At 61.8% G+C, this 19,995-nt stretch carries 17 protein-coding genes; 11 read left to right on the top strand and 6 right to left on the bottom strand.

All coding sequences use genetic code 11. The features are described 5' to 3' along the window. The first annotated feature begins 379 nt into the window (after nucleotides 1-379). Nucleotides 380-2,623: an NADP-dependent isocitrate dehydrogenase gene (locus tag GY33_RS0108895; RefSeq protein WP_031386997.1), complete on the top strand. Its 2,244-nt coding sequence runs from the start codon at nucleotides 380-382 to the stop codon at nucleotides 2,621-2,623. 127 nt (nucleotides 2,624-2,750) lie between these two features. On the opposite strand, the gene GY33_RS0108900 is transcribed toward GY33_RS0108895, so the two are convergent. From GY33_RS0108900 to GY33_RS0108920, 5 genes are read right to left on the bottom strand one after another with little or no spacing between them, the layout of a single operon-like run. Beyond that, nucleotides 2,751-3,098 carry a DMT family protein gene (locus tag GY33_RS0108900; RefSeq protein ID WP_031386998.1) on the bottom strand — a complete coding sequence of 116 codons (348 nt, stop codon included), beginning with the start codon at nucleotides 3,096-3,098 and terminating at the stop codon, nucleotides 2,751-2,753. A 34-nt stretch (nucleotides 3,099-3,132) separates the two neighbouring features. Beyond that, on the bottom strand, nucleotides 3,133-3,636 hold the full coding sequence (locus tag GY33_RS0108905) for a GNAT family N-acetyltransferase (RefSeq protein WP_031386999.1): 504 nt from the start codon (nucleotides 3,634-3,636) through the stop codon (nucleotides 3,133-3,135). Continuing rightward, complete coding sequence (locus GY33_RS0108910) at nucleotides 3,633-4,682, bottom strand: D-alanine--D-alanine ligase family protein (RefSeq protein ID WP_035271695.1); 1,050 nt, start codon at nucleotides 4,680-4,682, stop codon at nucleotides 3,633-3,635. The genes GY33_RS0108905 and GY33_RS0108910 overlap by 4 nt, the downstream gene beginning before the upstream one ends. Then, the gene (locus GY33_RS0108915) at nucleotides 4,679-5,800 is read right to left on the bottom strand and encodes a D-alanine--D-alanine ligase family protein (protein WP_084184996.1); all 1,122 of its coding nucleotides are present in this window, start codon (nucleotides 5,798-5,800) and stop codon (nucleotides 4,679-4,681) included. Before GY33_RS0108915 ends, GY33_RS0108910 begins: the two co-directional genes overlap by 4 nt. Then, a complete protein-coding gene (locus tag GY33_RS0108920; RefSeq protein ID WP_051822452.1) occupies nucleotides 5,797-7,140 on the bottom strand; it encodes a KamA family radical SAM protein in 1,344 nt (447 codons plus the stop codon). The genes GY33_RS0108915 and GY33_RS0108920 overlap by 4 nt, the downstream gene beginning before the upstream one ends. Before the next feature lie 694 nt (nucleotides 7,141-7,834). Here GY33_RS0108920 and GY33_RS0108925 point away from each other — a divergent pair. After that, nucleotides 7,835-8,653 (top strand): 4Fe-4S dicluster domain-containing protein, encoded by an 819-nt coding sequence (locus tag GY33_RS0108925; protein WP_152555151.1) that lies wholly within the window; start codon nucleotides 7,835-7,837, stop codon nucleotides 8,651-8,653. Nucleotides 8,654-8,871: 218 nt separating this feature from the next. Continuing rightward, nucleotides 8,872-9,186, top strand: a complete 315-nt coding sequence (locus GY33_RS0108930; protein WP_031387004.1) for a cupin domain-containing protein — start codon at nucleotides 8,872-8,874, stop codon at nucleotides 9,184-9,186. Nucleotides 9,187-9,285: 99 nt separating this feature from the next. Here the strand turns inward: GY33_RS0108930 and GY33_RS0108935 are convergent, their stop codons facing one another. Beyond that, the gene (locus tag GY33_RS0108935) at nucleotides 9,286-11,397 is read right to left on the bottom strand and encodes a hydantoinase/oxoprolinase family protein (protein ID WP_051822453.1); all 2,112 of its coding nucleotides are present in this window, start codon (nucleotides 11,395-11,397) and stop codon (nucleotides 9,286-9,288) included. 134 nt (nucleotides 11,398-11,531) lie between these two features. Between GY33_RS0108935 and GY33_RS0108940 the strand changes: the two genes are divergently transcribed. The 8 genes from GY33_RS0108940 (at nucleotide 11,532) to GY33_RS0108975 (ending at nucleotide 19,875) form a co-directional block, all read left to right on the top strand. Continuing rightward, entirely contained in the window at nucleotides 11,532-12,518 is a 987-nt protein-coding gene (locus GY33_RS0108940; protein WP_031387006.1) for a TRAP transporter substrate-binding protein, read from the top strand. Between the two features lie 73 nt (nucleotides 12,519-12,591). Beyond that, nucleotides 12,592-13,098 carry a TRAP transporter small permease subunit gene (locus GY33_RS20470; protein ID WP_084185068.1) on the top strand — a complete coding sequence of 169 codons (507 nt, stop codon included), beginning with the start codon at nucleotides 12,592-12,594 and terminating at the stop codon, nucleotides 13,096-13,098. Next, complete coding sequence (locus GY33_RS0108950; RefSeq protein ID WP_031387007.1) at nucleotides 13,080-14,414, top strand: TRAP transporter large permease; 1,335 nt, start codon at nucleotides 13,080-13,082, stop codon at nucleotides 14,412-14,414. The genes GY33_RS20470 and GY33_RS0108950 overlap by 19 nt, the downstream gene beginning before the upstream one ends. Nucleotides 14,415-14,680: 266 nt before the next feature. Beyond that, nucleotides 14,681-15,175 (top strand): hypothetical protein, encoded by a 495-nt coding sequence (locus GY33_RS0108955; RefSeq protein ID WP_051822454.1) that lies wholly within the window; start codon nucleotides 14,681-14,683, stop codon nucleotides 15,173-15,175. A 51-nt stretch (nucleotides 15,176-15,226) separates the two neighbouring features. Next, complete coding sequence (locus tag GY33_RS0108960; RefSeq protein ID WP_084184998.1) at nucleotides 15,227-16,516, top strand: MFS transporter; 1,290 nt, start codon at nucleotides 15,227-15,229, stop codon at nucleotides 16,514-16,516. 185 nt (nucleotides 16,517-16,701) lie between these two features. Further along, nucleotides 16,702-17,979 (top strand): phenylacetate--CoA ligase family protein, encoded by a 1,278-nt coding sequence (locus tag GY33_RS0108965; RefSeq protein ID WP_031387010.1) that lies wholly within the window; start codon nucleotides 16,702-16,704, stop codon nucleotides 17,977-17,979. Nucleotides 17,980-18,082: 103 nt separating this feature from the next. Further along, complete coding sequence (locus tag GY33_RS0108970; RefSeq protein ID WP_051822455.1) at nucleotides 18,083-18,691, top strand: electron transport complex protein RnfA; 609 nt, start codon at nucleotides 18,083-18,085, stop codon at nucleotides 18,689-18,691. 80 nt (nucleotides 18,692-18,771) lie between these two features. After that, nucleotides 18,772-19,875: an NADH:ubiquinone reductase (Na(+)-transporting) subunit F gene (locus GY33_RS0108975; RefSeq protein ID WP_031387012.1), complete on the top strand. Its 1,104-nt coding sequence runs from the start codon at nucleotides 18,772-18,774 to the stop codon at nucleotides 19,873-19,875. The last annotated feature ends 120 nt before the right edge of the window (nucleotides 19,876-19,995 follow it).

Below are 19,995 nucleotides of genomic sequence, written 5' to 3' on the forward strand. Positions count from 1 at the left end.
GAGGGAGGACATGACTGATGCGGGATCGGACGCTTTCCGCGAGAAAAAGCGGAGTGCAGAGGCTGGACGCATGGGGGCTCCTTGTTTGAAAGCCGAGCTTCGAAACAGGGTTGGTCGACAGGTTGAAGGATTGTCGAGGACCGCCCCGGAGGACGGATTTCATCCGTCATCTTGCGGATATGTCCGTCAAACGGTCAAAGTCAACCTCCAACTTGCTATTGGAGTGAAAGTTGATCATATGCCGAACGGCTTCAAGCGATAAGGCGGTTTTCTTGCAGCCGTCGACAACTTTCCAACCGCCGTTCTGTCATGTACACCCGGACTTTTTATTGCATAGCCGACAAGCGACAAAACGAATCCACTCATAGGAGTTAAAAATATGACAAAGGCAAAAAACGCAAAGATCATCTACACCCTTGTGGACGAGGCCCCGGGATTGGCCACGAGGTCTTTTCTGCCGGTGGTCACGGCTTTTGCCGAAGCGGCCGGGATAAATGTCGCGACCCGGGACATTTCCCTGGCCGGACGCATTCTGGCCAAGTTCCCGGATCGACTTTCCGAAGAGCGGCGCATCCCCGACGACCTGGCCGAGCTGGGCGCCCTGGTGCGCGAGCCCGAGGCCAACGTGATCAAGCTGCCGAACATCAGCGCCTCCACCCCCCAGCTCAAAGCCGCGATCAAGGAACTGCAAGGCAAAGGCTACGACCTGCCGGACTATCCGGAGGAGCCGAAGACGGACGAGGAAGTTGAGATCAAGGCGCGGTACGACGCGGTCAAGGGCAGTGCGGTGAACCCGGTGCTGCGTGAAGGAAACTCCGATCGTCGGGCCCCGGATTCGGTCAAGAACTTCGCCCGCAAGCATCCCCACTCCATGGGCGCGTGGACCCCGGATTCCCGGTCCCAGGTGGCCACCATGCGGGACGGGGACCTGCGTTCCAGCGAACAATCGACCACCATCACCGAGGAAACAGCCGGGAAGGCCCGGATCGAATTCGTGGCCCCCAGCGGCGAGGCGACCACCTTGAAGGCCGGGATGGCGCTGGCCGTCGGCGACATCGTGGACGCCGCGGTGATGCGTCGCAACGCTTTGCGAACATTCCTCGCGGAACAGATCGCCGACGCCAGGGACCGGGATCTGCTGTTCTCGGTCCACCTGAAGGCCACGATGATGAAAGTCTCGGACCCGGTGATCTTCGGCCATGTGGTGTCCGTCTTTTTCCAGGACGTCTTTGCAAAGCACGCCGAGACCTTCGCGGCCTTGCGGGTGGTTCCGGATAACGGCCTGGGTGACCTCCTGGTCAAGGCGGCCACCCTTCCGGAAGACCAGCGAGCGGCCATCGAGGCGGACATCCGGGACGCCCTGGCCAAGGGGCCGAAGCTGGCCATGGTGGACTCGGACAAGGGCATCACCAACCTGCACGTTCCCAGCGACGTGATCATCGACGCCTCCATGCCCGCGGCCATCCGCGCCTCGGGCCGGATGTGGGGGCCGGACGGCACGTTGCACGACACCAAGTTCGTCATTCCGGACAGCAGCTACGCCGGGGTCTACCAGGCCGTGATCGACGACTGCAAGGCTCATGGGGCTCTTGACCCCAAGACCATGGGCACGGTGCCCAACGTCGGCCTGATGGCCCAAAAGGCCGAGGAGTACGGAAGCCATGACAAGACCTTTCCGGCTCCGGGGGAAGGCGTGATCCGGATCGTGACCGCCTCGGGCCAGGTGCTTCTGGAACAGCAGGTGAAACAAGGGGACATCTGGCGGGCCTGCCAGACCAGGGACGTTCCGGTGCGCGACTGGGTCAAACTGGCCGTGAACCGGGCCCGGGCCACGGGCTGGCCAGCGGTCTTCTGGCTGGACGACCAGCGGGCCCACGACCGCGAACTCATCGCCAAGGTCCGGGACTATCTGCCCGAGCACGACACCACCGGTCTGGACATCCGGATCATGGCCCCGACCCAGGCCGCCGCGTTCAGCGTGCAGCGGATGCGGGCCGGGGAGAACACCATTTCCGTGACCGGAAACGTGCTCCGGGACTATCTCACGGACCTGTTTCCGATCCTGGAGGTGGGCACCAGCGCGAAAATGCTCTCCATCGTCCCGTTGATCAACGGCGGCGGGCTGTTCGAGACCGGGGCCGGGGGGTCCGCGCCCAAGCATGTCCAGCAGTTCCTGGCCGAAGGCCATCTGCGGTGGGATTCCCTGGGCGAGTTCCTGGCCCTGGCCGCGTCCCTGGAGCACCTGGCCCACGTGACGGGCAACCCCGGCGCCAAAATCTTGGCGCAAACCCTGGACAAAGCCAACGGACGTTTCCTGGAAAGCAACAAGTCACCCTCCCGCAAATGCGGCGAGATCGACACCCGGGGCAGCCATTTTTACCTGGCCTTGTACTGGGCCGAGGAACTGGCCCGGCAACAGGAAGACACGGCCCTTGGAGGCGCGTTCGCCCCTCTGGCCGTGAAGCTGAAAGAAAACGAAGCCGGGATCAACGAGGAACTGCTCGCGGCCCAGGGCCGGCCCGTGGACATCGGCGGTTATTACCGCCCCGACGATAAGCTGGCGAACACGGCCATGCGTCCGAGCCGGACCTTCAACGCCCTGCTGGACTCGCTCGCTGGGTAGGCTTTTTTGAGCACGCTCCTTTCGCGAAAAGACGGTGCAGACTGAACATTAAATGACCACCTACCGCAACCGGGATTTCGGCGGCCCGCGCACGCCGGGCCGCAAGAAATCACGGCGCTGATCTCCACTACTGCACCGGCCCGCCGCCCCGGAACATGAAGTACACCGCGCCCACCAGGCACAGGGCGGCCCAGAGATAATCCAGGCGCAACGGCTCCTTCATGTACACGAAGGCAAAGGCGGCGAACACGCTCAGGCTGATCACTTCCTGCATCACCCGCAGTTGCCCCAGGGTGTAGAAATTGATGCCGATGCGGTTGGCCGGGATCATCAACGCATATTCGAACAGGGCGATGCCCCAACTGAACAGGATCACCAGGACCAGGGGCTTGGCGGCCATGTGCTTGAGATGGCCGTACCAGGCGAAGGTCATGAACATGTTGGAGAAGAAAAGCAGGATGATGGGTTTGAACATGGCGGATGGTTCGCGAAGGAGGACGGCCGTCGACTCAGGCGCGAGCCGCGGGAAGGAATTTACGATAGATCAACTTGTCGTCCCCCGGGGCGTAGAAATCCTTGAGCTCGGCTTCCAGGGCGTATCCGCACCGTTCGTAGAACCGCCGCGTGGGGTGGTAGAGATCGCGGGAGGACGTTTCAATATAGACCCTGGTGCCGCCCAGGGCCTGAATTTCTGCTTCGGCCGACTGGATAAGGCGCTTGCCCAGGCCGTGGCCCTGCCGACGCGGATCGACGATGATCCAGTAGAGGTCAAAGCTGGAAATCGTGCAGGGAATGGGGCCGAAGCAGGCGTAGCCCATAAGACAGCTGGCCGCGTCCTCGGCGAACAGAAAATGATACCCGCTGGCCGGGCCCTTGTTCAGGCGCTCCTCGGCCAGTTCGGCGGCTACGGCCACCTCCTCGGCGGTGAAGAAACCCGTGGCCTTGGCCAAGCGCGCAATGGCCGGAATGTCCGCGGCCCGGACCTCGTCGCGCAAAGCCATGGGGTCGCTCATGCATGCCTCCTTGGGACCGCGACGGCTCGAAAGATACGGTCCAGGGCCGTGTCGAAGGTCAGGCCCGAGGCCGACAGCGCGGCCTGAAACCCGGCGTCCGGAGAAAGGCAGGGGTTGGCGTTCACGTCGATGATCCAGGGCCGACCTTTCTTATCTACCCGATAGTCCACGCGGGCATACCCTTCCAGGCCGAAGACCCGCCAGCAGTCCAGGGCCAAAGCGCTCAATTCGGCCAACAGCGGCGCGTCCCGCTCCGAAAATGCCAACTCCCGCACGGTGTTTTGGAACTCGAAGCTCTGCTCCAGCCACTTGGCCCGAAAACCCACCACCTGGGGCTGGTCCGCGGGGAAGTCCAGGAAACGGATTTCCGCCGGGGCCAGGACCTGAACCGGCGTATCAGCCAGGCTGGGGGCCGCGTCAGGGTCCGCCAGCAGGGCCAGATTGAATTCCCGGCCTGGAACATATGCTTCGGCGAACCATTCCCCCCCAAAATTCCGTTGCCTTTCGCGCATGGCGGCCATGAGTTCCTCCGGGCCGATCACGGCCAGGACGTTGTCCGCGTCCAGGCCGTGGGAGGCGTGTTCCCAGACGGACTTGACGATGTACGTGCCGGGAAAGACCGCGTTGCCCCGGCCCTGGTGGTCCAGCCAGACCGGCGTGGGCAATCCGGCCCCGGTCAGATCGGCCTTGGCCAGCAGTTTGCTGGTGGAGCGCTCCAGTGCCCTGGCCGGACTGCCGGTGCAAGGCAGACCGTGCCGGGCCAGGACGGCCGGGACGTGATGTACGTGCCGGGCCGAGCCCTGAATGCTCTCCACCAGATTGACGACCAGATCCGCCGCGACGTCCGGGAACGGGCCAGGGGCGTCTGGTGCGCCAGAAGCACCGGGCGCGTCGGGCGCAAACCCAGCTTCTGGCCAGGGCCGGACCTCCACCTCATGGCCCAGCCGGGTCGCGGCCTCGGCCACGGCCCGGACCTGGGCCAAAACGTCCGCGTCGTCCAGAGAGGCTACCTCGCCCAGCGGGCTGTGCGCCACCAGGATCTTCATGCGGCCCGGACCAGCGACTGACCGTGCCCTCTCAGGTCCACTTTTAAAGCGGCACTTGGTTCCTGGGGATGGAAACAGTCCGACGCAAGCCGGACGGCGGATACGACCCCGAGGTCCGGTTCTTGGCCAAGAGCCACATTTCGCACTTCCAGCCGTTCCAGGGCCGACTCCATGATCATCCGGATCAGGTCCCGATGGGCGATACCCTGAAAGCCGCACAGAATGGACAGATCCGAACGAACCGGGTGCAGACCGGGCAGGGGGTTGACTTCCAGGATCTGGGCCGCGCCGTGTTCGTCCAGGCGGAAGTCCACCCGCCCTCCGTCCCGGGCCCCCAAACCGCGCCAGGTTTCCAGGGCCAGCAGGGACAGCATAGTTCCTTCCACGCCCTCCACCAGCCGGTAGCGGACCCGCTCCTCGTACTCCTCCTTGTTGTCCTGAGAGTAGATCAGCCGGTCCGCGCCTTCCAGAAGCAGCACCTCCATCACGCCCAGAGATCTGGCGCGCTTTCCCGTGCCGACGACGCCCACGGTGAACTCCCGGCCGGACAGGAAGCGCTCCACCAGCACCGGCTGGTCAAAGCGGCGCAGCAGGTCCGCGCAGGTCCGGGACAGCTCTTCCCTGGTTTGGATCAGGCTGGCGCACTCCACGCCCTTGCTGGTGCCCTCGGCCACGGGCTTGGCGAATAAGGGGAAAGCCAGGTTCACGGACTCCAGGTCAGCCAAAGATTCCACCAGGGCAAAGTCCGGCGTGGGCAGCTTCAGGTCCCGGAGCACCCGCTTGGTCATGGCCTTATGCAGGCACAGGCCAAGCAGCAGCGGATCGGAAAAGGTGCAAGGAATGCCGTATGCCTCCAGCAGGCTCGGCACCTGGGACTCGCGGCTGAAACCGCGCAGCCCCTCGGCGATATTGAAGACCATGTCCCAGCGTCGCCCCGCGCCCAGGGCGCGCATTACCGCGTCCAGATTGCCGATGCGCTCCGTTTCCAGGCCCATGGAGCGAATACCGGCCTCGATGGCTTCGATGGTTTCCGGGCTGTCGAACTCCGCGGTCTGTTCCAGCGTATAGCCCTGGGCCAAATAGTCCCGGCGCAGGTCGTAAGTCAGTCCGATTTTCATGCTCCACCTCCTGATTCCCGCGAGGCGAACGGCTCCGGATCATGCACGCGGAACGTTGCCCCCTCGAAGTTCCTGAACACCAGATCTTCCCCGACTCGACCTTGGAGATACTCCGGGCATAATGGCGTCTTGCCCCCGCCGCCGGGCAGGTCCACCACGAAGTGGGGCACGGCGTAGCCCGAAGTGTGTCCGCGCAGGCCCTGAATCATCTCCAGGCCTCTGGTTACCGGGGTCCGAAAATGGCTGGTTCCCACCACCTGGTCGCACTGGTAGAGGTAATAGGGCCGGACGCGGTTGCGCAGCAGGCCCTGGAACAGGCTGGTCAGCGCGGGTACGGAGTCGTTCACGCCTTTGAGCAGCACGGTCTGCCCGCCCAGGGGAATGCCGGCGTCCGCCAACCGGGTGCAGGCAGCGGACGCCTCCGGGGTCAACTCCTCGGCATGGGTGCAGTGGATGCTTATGAACAGCGGATGGTAGCGCTTGAGCATTTGGACCAGGCCGGTGGTGATCCGCTGGGGCAGGACCATGGGCACCTTGGTCCCAATGCGGATGATCTCCACGTGCGGGATGGCCCGCAGCCGCTGGAGCAGGTACTCCAGGGCGTGGTCCGTCATGGTCAGGGGATCGCCGCCGGAAACCAGCACGTCGCGCACCACGGAATTGCGGGCGATGTAGCGCAGGGCCGGTTCCCAGCGGCCCGGGCCTTGCGCGATATCCTGGCCGTGATCCGATCCCTGTCCAACGCGCCGGGAGCGGGTGCAGTACCGGCAGTACGTGGAGCAGAAATCCGTGGCCAGAAAGAGCACCCGGTCCGGATACCGATGGACCAGCCCCGGCGCCGGACTGTCATGCTCCTCGGCCAGGGGATCGCCCTGTTCGCAAGGAAGGACATGGTGCTCCGCCATGGTCGGGATCACGCACCGCCGCAAGGGATCGTGGGCGTCGCGGGCATCCACCAGACTGAGGTAGTAGGGCGTCGCGGCCATGGGCAACATGCTCAGGTCCGGACGCAAAGCTTCGCGCTCCGCGTCGGAAAGTACGAGCATCCGTTCCAGCTCATCAAGAGAGGTGACCCGGTGCTTCAGTTGCCAGCGCCAGTCGTTCCATTGGCCGGGCTTGGTTTGAGGATAGTGCTTGGCCAGAAAGGCCGCGGAGCGAGGATTGAGGGGAAAGGAAGGTTTCGTGGATTTGCGTGTCGCGAATCCACCCCAGGGACGGCCAAAAGTTTGGCCGATCACGCCGTCCAGCAGTCCGGTGAATCCGGACTCCGGTCCAGAGCCGATGCCCGCGTCACGTAATAAAGCGGGAGGCTCGCTGTCCATCTCCATGATTTCTTCCATGAATTGGCCTCGTGATTCTCCGGAAGATCGTCCCGGAATAATACATCCATATGCGCGACTCCCAAAAGGTAACCACCTGACATAAAGAAGTTACCTTGACATCACCACGGGGGACATCCGAGGGAGGCGAAAAAAGATGAGGCCATTTGCTCCGAAATGTTGAAAAACACAAGAGGGGGAGAAGGAAATGGAGTGCTGGTCGCTGATGGGAAAGATGAGGTTTTGGCTGTAATAGTCAGTAATAAAAGAATAAAATCCTAATGACCTGCAAGCGATGAATCTTTCGAGACCATGATCCGAGGATGAAGCTTAAGGGTAAAACGCGAGGCCCGTGGCCTTTTTGAGACAAAAAAGCAAACTCCAAAAGGTCGCCAATGAGTGATATATTCTCTTAAAATGTCGTTTTGTATGGCTAATTAGTCTCAAGCATATCCTTGAAGTCGCCTTCCTCAGCCCCAGTGGTTTCCAAAAATACGTTTTTTTTGATTCGAGACGACGCTGTGATGAATCGAACAGCTATCTCAATGAGATATGACGGAACTCGGGATGTGGGTCATTTTTGATATGGAGTTTCGTGATGCAAACTTGACACAGGTCAAGGCGGCTGATTCCGCAATGCGGCATACAGGACTCACGCGCAAGGGAAACTCGTCCGGCGCGACTGCAAAACCGCGACAACAAGGAGAGACGATTCATGACCAAGCGACTGAGAGAAATGAGAGATATCGTTCGTATCGACGAGGACCTTTGCGACGGCTGCGGGATCTGTGTACCTGGCTGCGCCGAAGGGGCCATTGAAATCATTGATGGCAAGGCCAAGCTGGTGGCCGAGAAATATTGCGACGGCCTGGGTGCCTGCCTGGGAACCTGCCCCAAGGATGCCATCACGGTCATCAAACGCGAGGCCGACTCGTTTGACGAGGAAGCCGTGGAAGAGCGACTGCACGAACTCAAGGCCTCGGAGCAAGCACAAGCCGACCAGAAGCCGAAAGCTGCTCCAACCCTGGGTTGCGGATGCCCCGGCTCAGCCATGGCCACTTTTGCCCCGGCCAAGCCCGCCCCAGGTGCCTCATCAGCCGCTTCGGGTCCGCGGTCCGCGGAAGAATCGGTCTCGGCCCTGACCCACTGGCCGATCCAGATCCGGTTGATCCCTCCGCACGCCCCGTTTTTGAAGGGCGCGAATCTGTTGGTGGCCGCGGACTGCGTTCCGGCCGCCTACCCGGCTTTGCACCAGGAACTGCTGCCCGGTAAGGTGATCATGCTCGGCTGTCCCAAATTCGACGACGCCCAGAGCTATGTCGAACGCTTCGTCGACATCTTCAACCAGGCCGGGATCAACAGCATCACCGTGTTGTCCATGGAAGTGCCCTGCTGCGCCGGGCTGGCCGAAATCGTCCGCCGGGCCCTGCTTGTCTCCGGAAAACATATTCCGTACCAGGAAATCGTGATCACCCGCCAAGGCCGAATAGCTCCCCAAGGCAGGGCAGAGTTCAAGGGCATGCAGCCTTTGTAAGAGCGAGTACGGCTACTCAGTTCCTCCAAGAATACGGACTGGATACCCGCCTTCGCGGGAATGACATGTTTATTAGTGCTGTTCCCAAGTCAGTCATACCCGCGAAGGCGGGTATCCAGCCGCGGAATGAGGCTCTAACCGGGCTGTACTGAATTGTTACGGGCGATTCGAATTAGCCGAAGCGAAAGTAAATCACCCCTCAACCAAGGAGTTCTATCATGAAGAAGATCAATCTGTTCGAAGCCAACGGTTTCAACGACCTGGGGTTGAGCAAGTTTCTGGTGCATGATTCGCCCTACTTCAAAATTCTGAATTTCAACTTCAGAGCCGGACAGCAACTGCCCATCCATTCCCACGACATCGAAGGACAGCTCTCGATCCTGGTCGTTGAAGGCGAAGGAGAATTCCTGGCCCAGGACGGAACCCTTCCGGCCAAGCCCGGTGACGTCCTGGTCTGCGACATCAGCGTGCCCCACGGCATCAAGGCGACAACGGACATGCGGACCTTGGTGACCATCGCTCCGCCGATCTGATGGGGCCTAGCGACAGAGAACAAATAATCGTGCCGGGCTGAAAAGCCCGGCACGATTATTTGTTGATCATTGGGAGGCCTAACCGTCTAATCGACGGATTCAGCTGTTGATATCCAGTACCAAGGCCCCGAATTCATCCACCCGGGCCTCGGCAAAGGGCGGGACCAGCAGGGTGGAGGTGTATTCCACGATCACGGCGGGGCCGGGAAGGTGGTTGTCGGCCAGGAGGGCGTCGCGTTGCCAGATGTTGGTGTCGTGGACTTGTCCGTCAAAGACCACCGGCCGGGTGTCCAACAGGGCGTCCGCTGGTGGCTGGGCCGTGCCTTGGGCAATGGAGGCAAAGACCGGTTTCTTGGGGACGCCTCGGGCTCGAAGGCGCAGGGTAACGATTTCCACGGGTTTGGATGGATTGCGGTAGCCGTATGCCTTTTCATGCAGTTCGTGGAAGGCGTCCGCTGGGTCGGCCTGAATGTCGAATGGGGTGATGATCTCAAAGGATTGGCCTTGGTAACGCATGTCCAGGAAGCGCTCCAGCAGGACATCCTCGTTGGAAACGCCCTCCTCGGCCATCTCCTGGACGGCCCGTGATTCCAGAGGGGCGAAAAGCCCCAGCAACTCGTCCGTAAGCTCTCGCGTTTTCCTTGATGAGGTTCCAGGCCCTGCTTCCGGCCCTGGTCCCGGCGCTTCCCGCATCACGGTCTGGGAATAATCCTTGATCACGTCGGCCATGACCATGCCCACCGCGGAGAGGATGCCCGGATTCATGGGGATCAGCACCCGGGGCATGTTCAGCAGCTTGGCCAGATACGCGGCATGCAGGCCACCGGCCCCGCCGAAGGAGAAGAGCGTGAATTCCCTGGGATCAAAGCCTCGCTCCACGGAAATGACCCGGATGGCCCGCTCCATGTTGGCGTTGGCCACGGCAAGGACGCCTTCGGCAAGTTCACGGGGGGCGAGCCTCATTTTTTGCGCCGTGACTTCGAAGGGTTCCTGAATTCGCCGGACGTCCAGGGCCATGTTCCCGCCCAAAAAATAATCCGGCAGCAGCCGTCCCAGAAACAGATTCGCGTCCGTGACCGTAATCCGCTCGCCGCGGCCGTAGCAGATGGGGCCGGGGTCGGCCCCGGCGGATTCAGGCCCCACGGTCAGGGCCCCCCCGGCGTCCAGCCCGGCAATGGACCCGCCTCCAGCGCCCACGGTGTGGATGTCCAGCATCGGGGTGCGCACCGGATAGCCGGAAATAGCCGCGTCCGTGGTCAGGGAGAGATCGCCGTTCAGCAGGGCCACATCCGTGGACGTGCCGCCCATGTCAAAGGTGATTAGCCGATCGAAGCCGGACAGCCGGCCCATGGCCAGGGCTCCGACAACCCCGCCGGCCGGACCTGAGAGGATGGTCCGCACGGACTCACGCATGGCCGTGGCCGCGGAAATGGATCCGCCGTTGGACTGCATGATCCGCAGGGTGCTTTCCGGATGGCCGCCCTCGGCCTCCGGGGCCTGGAGGTGGTCCTGCAGAAACGACAGATACCGGTGCATCTTCGGGGAGACGTAGGCGTTGATCACCGTGGTGGACATCCGCTCGAACTCCCGGAACTCGGCCAGAATCTCGTGAGACAAAGAGACCGGCGGCCCGGCCTCGCCGCCTAGTTCGGCCAGCAGTTCGGCCATGCGCCGCTCATGAGCCGGGTTGGCGAAACCGAACAAAAAGCAGACCGCCACGGATTCCGCGCCCGAGGCGAGGATTTCCCGGACCACCTCCGCGGCCCGCCCCTCGTCCAGGGGCGTGCGTTCTTCCCCGCTCTGGATCATCCGTCCTGGCACGCCAAAGCAAAGTTCCTGAGGAACCAATGGCTGCTCCTTGACGTAGGCCAAGTCGTACAGTCGGGAACGGTTCTGGCGGCCGATGGCCATCACGTCCTCGAATCCGGCGTTGGTGATCAGAGCCGTGCACACGCCCTTGCGTTCCAGAATGGCGTTGGTGGCCACGGTGGAGCCGTGGACCACCTGCACCGGTCCGTGTCCGGCTATGGACCGTAATCCGTCCAGCACGGCCCGGGCCGGATTGTCCGGCGTGGAAAGCAGCTTAAACACCTGCCAGCCGTCGCCGTCCTGGTAGATCAGATCCGTGAAGGTCCCACCGGTGTCTACGCCGATGATACAGGAGCCGACGCGGGTGCGGGATGATGAGAGCGAGCGTGGATGTGGGGTCATGGGGTGGAGATGATATTGGGATGAAAGGTTGAGAGGCGACGATGAACAACCTTGCCGAATTTTTCATGACCGTGTAACAGAGTTGTCGCAAACTTTCCAGCTTTTCCCCAACCGCTACAGGAGGATTTACAAAAATGCGAAAACGCCTTGCTCTGCTCGTCGCCCTGGTCTGTTTTTCGGCGTTGGCTTGCGTATCCTGGGCCAATGCCCAGACCATGCGCATGGATTTGAACGCCATCTACCCGGCTTCCAACTTCCACTCCCAGGGGGCGGTGAACTTTGCCGAGAAGGTCCGGGAGTCCACGGGCGGCTCAGTGGACATCACCGTGCACCCCGGCGGCAGCCTGGGTTTCAAGGGGCCGGAACTGCTCAAGGCGATCATGGACGGCACTCTGCCCATGTCCGACATCCTGATGGGCGTGGTTTCCGGCAGCGAAGAGATTTTCGGGCTGTCCACATACCCGATGATTGTGGGCTCCTACGCCGAAGCCAAGGTCTTTTACGACGCGGCCAAGCCACATTATGAAAGCGCCTGCGCCAAGTGGAACCAGAAGCTGCTCTACGCCGCGCCCTGGCCGCCCTCGGGGCTGTTCACCAAGAAGCCTCTGATGGCTCTGGCGGACATGAGCGGACTGAAGACCCGAACCTACGATCGCAACGGAGCCCTGTTTCTGGAAAAAGCCGGCGGCAATCCCATGTCCCTGCCCTGGGGCGAGGTTTATTCCGCCCTGTCCACCGGCCTGATCGACTCGGTGCTCACCTCCGCGGTCTCGGGCAAGGACGGGGCCTTCTGGGAGGTCTTGGACCACTTCACCAAGATCAACTTCGCCTATCCTCTGAACATGGTGACCATCAATCTGGACTACTGGAACGCGCTCAGCCCGGACCAGCGGCAGGCCATGCTTGCCGCGGCGGCGGAAGTCGAGGCCGAACAATGGGCCGCTTCGGAAACCGGCAACGAGGACTCCCTCCAGATTCTGGCGGCCAACGGCATCACCATCGCTGAAATGACCCCGGAAATCGAGAACGCCCTGCGCGACTTCGCCATGGAAATTCTCGAAGAATTCAAGGCCCAAGCCGGAGAGGAATCCAAGGCAGCCTTATTGGCCATTGGGAAGTAACGTTGTTTGGGGCGGCGGCGGGCGCCGCCCCTTTTTTTTATGACGTATGGGATTTATGCGACCTATGTGACCTATGGGACGACTGATTGATCGGATATTGCGCTTTTTTGATTTCCTGAGTCGCGCCGCTGGGTGGATCGCGGCGGGATTCGCGGTTTTGATCGTGCTGTTGATGACCGTGGAGATCCTCAGCCGGTCCTTGCTGAGCAAATCCACGATGGTGGTCAGCGACTACTCGGGCTATTTTCTCGTGGCCCTGGTCCTTTTGGGCCTGGGCTTCACATTGCGCGAGGACGGTCATATCCGGATCAAGCTGGTCCGGATGCGCCTAGCCGAACCCATCAGTCGCGTTCTGGACGTGCTCATTGCCTTGGGCTGCGCGGCCATGACCATCTTTGCCCTGCGGGCCACCCTGCGCATGGTCATGGCCTCCCACCGCCTGGACATGCGCGCGGACACCGTCGCCCAGACCCCGTTCTGGGTTCCCCAACTTGTCATCCCCATCGGCCTTGCTCTGCTGCTTGTCCAACTTCTGGCCTTCATCATCCGGAGGGTGCGGTCATCATCAGCGACCCGTTGATCCTTGCCCTGGTTCTGCTGGGGATCATGTTCGCCCTGCTCCTGTCCAGCATGTGGATCGGCTTTGCCCTGTTCGCCACGGGCTTCGCCGGGTTGCTGCTCTACGACGTGACCCTGCCGCCGACCATCTCCATCTGGGACCGCATCGCCCAGATCCTGGCCAATTCCATCTGGAACTCCTTGAATTCCTGGGCACTGGCGGCCCTGCCACTGTTTATCCTCATGGGAGAACTGCTCTATCGCACTGCTATTTCCACCCGGCTGATGAACGCTCTGACCCCCTGGTTGAGCAACGTGCCGGGACGACTCTACCACATCAACGTGGCGGCCTGCTCTCTGTTCGCGGCCGTGTCCGGCTCCAGCGCGGCCACCACGGCCACGGTGGGCAAGATCACCCTCAAGGAACTGCGCCGCAGGGGCTACGACAAGCGACTGGCCATTGGCTCCCTGGCCGGGGCCGGAACCCTGGGCTTTCTGATCCCGCCCAGCCTGATTATGATCATCTACGGGGTGCTCTCGGACACCTCCATCGGCCGTTTGTTCATGGCCGGGATTCTGCCCGGGCTGGTCCTGGCCGGGATGTACTCCCTGTACATCGCCATTGCCTGCCTACTCCGGCCCGAAGCCGTGCCCGCGTCCGACGAGCGCTATACAATGCGTCAGCGCTTGGTCGCCCTGAAAGACCTCCTGCCCGTTGTCCTGCTGATCATCCTGGTTCTGGGCGGAATCTACGCCGGATTGACCACCCCCACCGAGGCCGCTGCCATTGGGGTTCTGGGTGCGCTGGGGCTGGCTCTGGTCTCCGGAAGTCTGACCCGGACGGCTCTGACCGAGTCCCTGCTCTCCACGGTCAAGACCACGGCCATGATCTGCTTTATTATTGCCGGGGCGGCCTTCATGTCCCAGATGGTCGGGTTCGTGGGCATCACCCGTTCTGTCTCGCAGTACATCACCGCCCTGGAACTCTCCCCCTACATGCTCCTGCTTGTTCTCGGCCTGATGTATCTCTTGCTGGGCATGATTCTGGACGGGATATCCATCGTGGTGATGACCCTGCCCATTGTCCTGCCCATCGTGGTCCTGGCCGGATTCGATCCGCTCTGGTTCGGCATCTTCGTGGTGATCATGGTCGAACTGTCTCAGATCACTCCTCCGGTGGGCTTCTCCATCTTCGTCATCCAGTTCATCTCCCGCGAAGACGTGGGTACCATTTTCAAGGCCACCTTTCCCTTCTTCCTGATCACCGTGTTCATGGTCGTGCTCATCACGGTTTTCCCGGAACTGGTCTTTTACCTGCCGAACAAGATGCTGCGCTGATTGTGCTCCATGGTTCCCCCTGGAATCGTGCCTGAGTACGTGAACAAAACCAAAAATCCCTCAGCACCAGGGCTCCGCAAACGTTCGTTGGGTCACCGTGAAAAGGCTGCGGGTCCTTTCGTTTCGTTGACCATTGCCTGTTCCACGGGAAACAGATAAGATTGCAAACTTGGCACGCCACAAGGGGAAACGCTCCTTGTGGCTTTTTTTACCCGGAACAGCGGTCGCGGACTCTTCGGAGCGACGTGACCCTCAGAAGGATCGTTATGACCACCGAAAGCATCCAGGCCGGCAGTTCGGTCGAATCGGCATGTCGCAAATGCAAAACCGTCACGGATCACCATGTGGTGGTCATGATCGACGAGAAAATCGGCAAAGTGCAATGCAAAGTCTGCGGAGGGCAGCATGCTCACCGGCCCCCCAAGGCGGCCCCTGCTCCCAAAGCCGCCGCCCAACCCAAAGCAACGGCCGATAAAAAGCCGAGAGCCTCAGCGGCAAAGAAACCCGCGGGGCCTAAAAAGCCTTCCCCCGAGGTCTTGGCCCTTTGGGAGGGCAAAGTTGCCTCCACGGCTCCGGCGGATGTAAAACCCTACGCCATGACCGCCGACTTTGCAGACGGCGACGTGATCAGCCACACGGTTTTCGGCCCAGGGTACGTCCAGCGGTTCATCAAGCCGAACATGATCGAAGTGCTGTTCGAGGACGGCTTGAAAATGCTGCGGTGTTGCGCCGAAGCTCCCGAAGCACCTGGCAACTCCTGATCCGACCGCCGGGAGTCTTCCGTAGCGGCGCACCGCCGCTTTCGCACCCTCATGTCACCCGTCAGCGATCCTTCCGTCCCGTTCCCCGCGCGCGCTACCGAGAACAATTCCTCGCCAGGCCCGCCAGGAGGCCCTTCAAGCGGACCGGCTGATCCGGCTGGTCTGGCGGCGCCTTACGACCCGGCCTCCTCCCGCAAGATCCTCGCGGTATTGTGGGTGCTGCTCTTCGCCACCTGGAGCCAGTTCATGATCGTGGCTCCGCTGCTGCCCCAGATCAGCGTCCGCCTGGCTGTTCCGGAGGTCCATCTTGGCTGGCTGATTTCCGGGTACGCCATCTCCATGGGCGTCTGCACCCTGTTCTGGGGGCCCATTTCCGACCGGCTCGGGCGCAAGCGCCTGTTGATGCTGGCAAGCGGCCTGATGGCCCTGGTGCTCTTCGCCCATTGGTGGACCCACTCCTATTCGGCCATGCTTCTGATGCGGATTCTGGCCGGAACCGTCGGCGGCGCCTTGACCACCGGGACTCTGGCCGCGGTGGGGGACTACATCCCTCCGTCCCATCGCGGGTGGGCCACGGGCTGGATCATCAGCGGCTTCGCCGCCGGACAGATCTTCGGCGTCCCGGCCGGAGCCTTTCTCTCCGGGGTCATGGACGATCGCCTGCCCTTCATCTTGCTGGGGCTGCTCATGGCCGCAGCGGGCTGGCTGGCCTGGCGCTGGATGCCGCCCTTGCCGCCCACCCCGTCCATCTCCTGGCCGACGATGCTCATGGACATGCGCCGACATTTGGCCACCCCCCGGTTGCTGGCCGGGTGCGGGGTTGGAGTCTGTCTTTTCGGCGGCATGGGGTTGTTCGTCCCGTTTTTTCCATTATGGATGGAACGCTCCCTGCTGCTGACCAGCCAGCAGGTGGCCTGGGTTTTTTCCATCGGCGGCGTGGCCGTGGTGATCAGCAGCGTGGTCATGGGTCGGCTCTCGGACCGGATCGGGCGCTACGGCTTGATCATATTCGGCTCCTTGGGAGTGGGACTGTTCATGCTCGCCAGTCCGTTACTGCTCCATTGGCCTGACGGTGCGTACCTGCTCTTCGCCTTGATCATGGGCTGCGCCGCGGCCCGGGGCAGCGCCTTTCGGGCACTGCAAACCGAACTGGTTCCCGCCGGAGAACTGGGCCGCTACCTGAGCCTGTCCGCGTCCCTGGAAAACATCGGATACGCCGCGGGCAGCGCTTTGGCCGGCTTGCTCTACGTGGCCTTCGGTTTCTCCGCCATCGCGGCGGCCTCGGCCATGACCGGCCTGATCGTCCTTGTGCTCGTTCGCGGTTTTCTGCGGCCCAAATGACGGTTCGGACAACGGATCAGATAGCGGTTTGGGGCACGTTTTCAACGACCACGATGTTGAACATTCGCCTTGTTCGGGTTAACCATGCCGGGGACGGTAGGGAAGCCGAACGTGGGTGCGCCCCCTGAGCCTTTCGCTGGACCTCCCGCCGAACCGACATCAGAACCAGAAGGAAGGAGCTATCCATGGACGACGCATCGCGCAAGGACGGCATGTTTCACGAAATGGAACGGGAACCCGAGGAACAACGCCGAGACAGAAAGTGGGGGGCGGTCAGGAATCTGGTCCGCCAAGCCTGGACCGAGGCGCCCGCTTTCAAGTCCAGGTTGGAGAGCGCGGGGCTGACCCCGGACGACATCCGGTCCCCGCAAGACTGGCCGCGTATCCCGGTGCTGCGCAAGAAGCAGTTGATCGATCTGCAACGCTCCGGTCCTCGCCTGGGCGGGCTGTTGACCACGGATCTGGGCGATCTTCGCCGACTCTATTTTTCCCCCGGACCCATTGCCGACCCCGAAGGCCTTGGCCGGGATTTCTGGGGCTGGGCCGAGGCGTTTTACGCCGCGGGTTTTCGCGAATCCGACCTGGTCCAGATGACCTTCGGCTATCACCTTACTCCGGCCGGACTGATGCTGGAGGAACCGCTGCGCGAACTGGGCTGCGCCGTGATCCCGGCCGGACCGGGCAACACCATGCAGCAGGTGGAGATCATGACCTCCTGGCCGGTGACCGGGTTCGTGGGCATGGCCAGTTTTCTGAAAATCATCCGGGACAAGGCCGTGGGGCAGGGCAAGGATCCACGGCGGGACTTTCAGCTCAAAACCGCCTTCGTTGCCGCCGAACGGCTGACCGAGTCCGTGCGCCAGGACCTGGAAAGCAGTTTCGACATGCTGGTCCGTCAGGGTTACGGCACCGCGGATTTGGGCTGCATCGCCTACGAGTGCCCGGCCCTTGGCGGGATGCACCTGTCTTCGCGCCGCCTGGTGGAAATCTGCGATCCGAAAACCGGCGAACCGTTGCCCGCCGGGGAGATCGGCGAGGTGGTGGTTACCCCGTTCAACCCCGTATATTCGCTGATTCGCTTTGCCACCGGGGACCTTTCCCGGCTGGTCACCGAACCCTGCGCCTGCGGACGCACCGCCCCCAAACTGGCCGGCATCCTTGGCCGGGCCGACGACACGGCCAAGGTCAAGGGACAGTTCATCTACCCCCACCAAGTGGCCCAGGCCATGTGCCGTGTCCCGCCCGTGGCCCGGTGGCAGGTGGTGGTGTCCAACCCCAAGGGCAAGGACCGCCTTGAACTGCGGGTGGAACTCAGCGAGGCCGTGGAACCGGAAAAAATCCAGGCCGTGTTCCAGGAAGGATTGAAGTTACGGCCGGAAGTAAAAATTCTCGGCGACGGAGAGCGGCTGGATGAGAATGCTCCACCTTTGGTGGATGAGCGGACTTATGATGATGAAAAATAGTACGTGTTCCGCACCCGAAATCCCATCGAACGTCGGCGCTTGCCAGACCCAATCCAGCCGGGCTAAGCTCTACTGAACCGGTTTTCTTTAAGAGGAGAGACGAATGGAAGACGCCGTCAACCTGACCGGCTTCGCCTCGGTGGTGCTCATCTTCGTGTCCGCGGCCTTCACGGACAATATTCTCCTGACCCGCTTCCTGGGCATGTGCTCGGTGCTTGGCGTGTCCAAGAGGGTGGACACCAGCCTGGGCCTGGGGGCTGCGGTGATTTTCGTGACCACCTGCACCTCTGGTCTGAATTATCTTGTCTACCGGTATCTGCTCGTGCCTCTGGAGCTGGAGTATCTGCGGCTCATCGTGTTCATCGTGGTCATCGCCGCTTTCGTCCAGTTCGTGGAAATGGTCGTGGAACGCATCTCCGAGGGGCTCTACAACGCCCTTGGTATTTTCCTGCCGTTGATCACGGTCAACTGCGCCATTCTCGGCGTCTCGCTGTTCATGCTGGGCACGCCCTACAACCTGCTCCAGACCTTGGCCTACGGAGCCGGAGCGGGGACGGGCTGGGCCCTGGCCATCACCATCATCGGCGGCATCCGCGAGAAGATCAACGAACAAGCCTTGCCGCGCGGACTGGCTGGACCAGGAATCACCCTGATCGTCATCGGAATCATGTCCCTGGCCTTTGTCGGCTTTTCCGGCATGATCCGGATTTAACAGCGGCAACGCTCTAAGCCGATAAAACGCCGAGTTTTCGGCCCTTCCTCCCAACCAACCACCCACCCACACGACGTTCCATGCTCGCTTCCATCGGTCTCGCCGTCGGCTTCCTGGCCATTACGACCCTCCTGCTGGCCATCCTGCTCGTCTTCGCCGAACGCCGCATCCTGAACTACGGCCCCTGCACCCTGGACATCAACAACGGCAAGAAGTCCCTGGTGGTCACCGGCGGGTCCTCGCTGCTCTCCAGCTTGGCCGACAACGACATCTTCATCCCCTCTGCCTGCGGCGGACGAGGAAGTTGCGCCTACTGCAAGGTCCAGGTCCTGGACGGCGGAGGGATGGTCAGTCCGGTGGAAGAGCCCTACCTGACACCTGAGGACATCAAGACCAACGTCCGGCTTTCCTGCCAGGTCAAGGTCCGCCGGGACATCAAGCTGGCCATCCCGGACGAACTGTTCCTGGCCAGGCGCTTTCAGGGCAAGCTGGTCCACAAGCGCAAACTGACTTATGACGTAGTGGAGTTGCGTATTGCCTTGAACAATCCGGAATCCATCGAGTTCGCCGCTGGCCAGTACATCCAGCTTGAATCTCAGGAGTACGCGGGCCGCGACGCGGTCATGCGCGCCTACTCAATCTCGTCCATCCCTTCGGACAGTCGCCACGTGGAGGTAATCATCCGCAAAGTGCCGGAAGGCATCTGCACCACCTGGGTCTTCGACCATCTCCAGGAGGGCCAGGAGGTTTTCCTGAGCGGGCCCTTCGGCGAATTCAAGCTCTCCGACACCAAGGCCCCGGCGGTGTTTCTGGCCGGAGGCAGCGGCATGGCCCCGATCTGGAGCATCCTGCGAGACATGCGCGAACGCGGAGACGACCGCGAGGCGATCTACTTTTTCAGCGGCCGCAATCAGGACGACCTGTTCTTCACCGAGGAACTCTTCGCCCTGGAAAAGGAACTGCCCAACTTCCGCTACGTGCCCTGCCTGACCAGGGAAGATCCCGATTCCGACTGGAAGGGCGAACGCGGCCGCATCCCCGCGGTCCTGCCCAAGTACATTCCCGACACCACGGCCTACGAAGCCTACCTTTGCGGCTCCTCCAACCTCATCGACGCCTGCGTCGACGCCATGAAACAGCGCGGCCTCCAGGAACCGAACATCTTTTACGATAAATTCGAGTAGCGGATCTCCCGCAACGATTCCCCCGTACACGTCCACGGTTCTCATCCACTGAAAGTTTACCCGGAAATGCGGGCTTCACCTGGGTTTGGCACGCTCTTTATCTGTCCACATGGGAAAATA

The organism is Desulfonatronum thiodismutans, assembly GCF_000717475.1.
In the GTDB taxonomy this organism is placed as follows: Bacteria; Desulfobacterota; Desulfovibrionia; order Desulfovibrionales; family Desulfonatronaceae; genus Desulfonatronum; species Desulfonatronum thiodismutans.

Coding starts and splice junctions, on each gene's coding strand:
- GY33_RS0108895 (WP_031386997.1), top strand. CDS start 380: ATGACAAAGGCAAAAAACGCAAAGATCATCTACACCCTTGTGGACGAG.
- GY33_RS0108900 (WP_031386998.1), bottom strand. CDS start 3,098: ATGTTCAAACCCATCATCCTGCTTTTCTTCTCCAACATGTTCATGACC.
- GY33_RS0108905 (WP_031386999.1), bottom strand. CDS start 3,636: ATGAGCGACCCCATGGCTTTGCGCGACGAGGTCCGGGCCGCGGACATT.
- GY33_RS0108910 (WP_035271695.1), bottom strand. CDS start 4,682: ATGAAGATCCTGGTGGCGCACAGCCCGCTGGGCGAGGTAGCCTCTCTG.
- GY33_RS0108915 (WP_084184996.1), bottom strand. CDS start 5,800: ATGAAAATCGGACTGACTTACGACCTGCGCCGGGACTATTTGGCCCAG.
- GY33_RS0108920 (WP_051822452.1), bottom strand. CDS start 7,140: ATGGAAGAAATCATGGAGATGGACAGCGAGCCTCCCGCTTTATTACGT.
- GY33_RS0108925 (WP_152555151.1), top strand. CDS start 7,835: ATGACCAAGCGACTGAGAGAAATGAGAGATATCGTTCGTATCGACGAG.
- GY33_RS0108930 (WP_031387004.1), top strand. CDS start 8,872: ATGAAGAAGATCAATCTGTTCGAAGCCAACGGTTTCAACGACCTGGGG.
- GY33_RS0108935 (WP_051822453.1), bottom strand. CDS start 11,397: ATGACCCCACATCCACGCTCGCTCTCATCATCCCGCACCCGCGTCGGC.
- GY33_RS0108940 (WP_031387006.1), top strand. CDS start 11,532: ATGCGAAAACGCCTTGCTCTGCTCGTCGCCCTGGTCTGTTTTTCGGCG.
- GY33_RS20470 (WP_084185068.1), top strand. CDS start 12,592: ATGGGACGACTGATTGATCGGATATTGCGCTTTTTTGATTTCCTGAGT.
- GY33_RS0108955 (WP_051822454.1), top strand. CDS start 14,681: ATGACCACCGAAAGCATCCAGGCCGGCAGTTCGGTCGAATCGGCATGT.
- GY33_RS0108960 (WP_084184998.1), top strand. CDS start 15,227: ATGTCACCCGTCAGCGATCCTTCCGTCCCGTTCCCCGCGCGCGCTACC.
- GY33_RS0108965 (WP_031387010.1), top strand. CDS start 16,702: ATGGACGACGCATCGCGCAAGGACGGCATGTTTCACGAAATGGAACGG.
- GY33_RS0108970 (WP_051822455.1), top strand. CDS start 18,083: ATGGAAGACGCCGTCAACCTGACCGGCTTCGCCTCGGTGGTGCTCATC.
- GY33_RS0108975 (WP_031387012.1), top strand. CDS start 18,772: ATGCTCGCTTCCATCGGTCTCGCCGTCGGCTTCCTGGCCATTACGACC.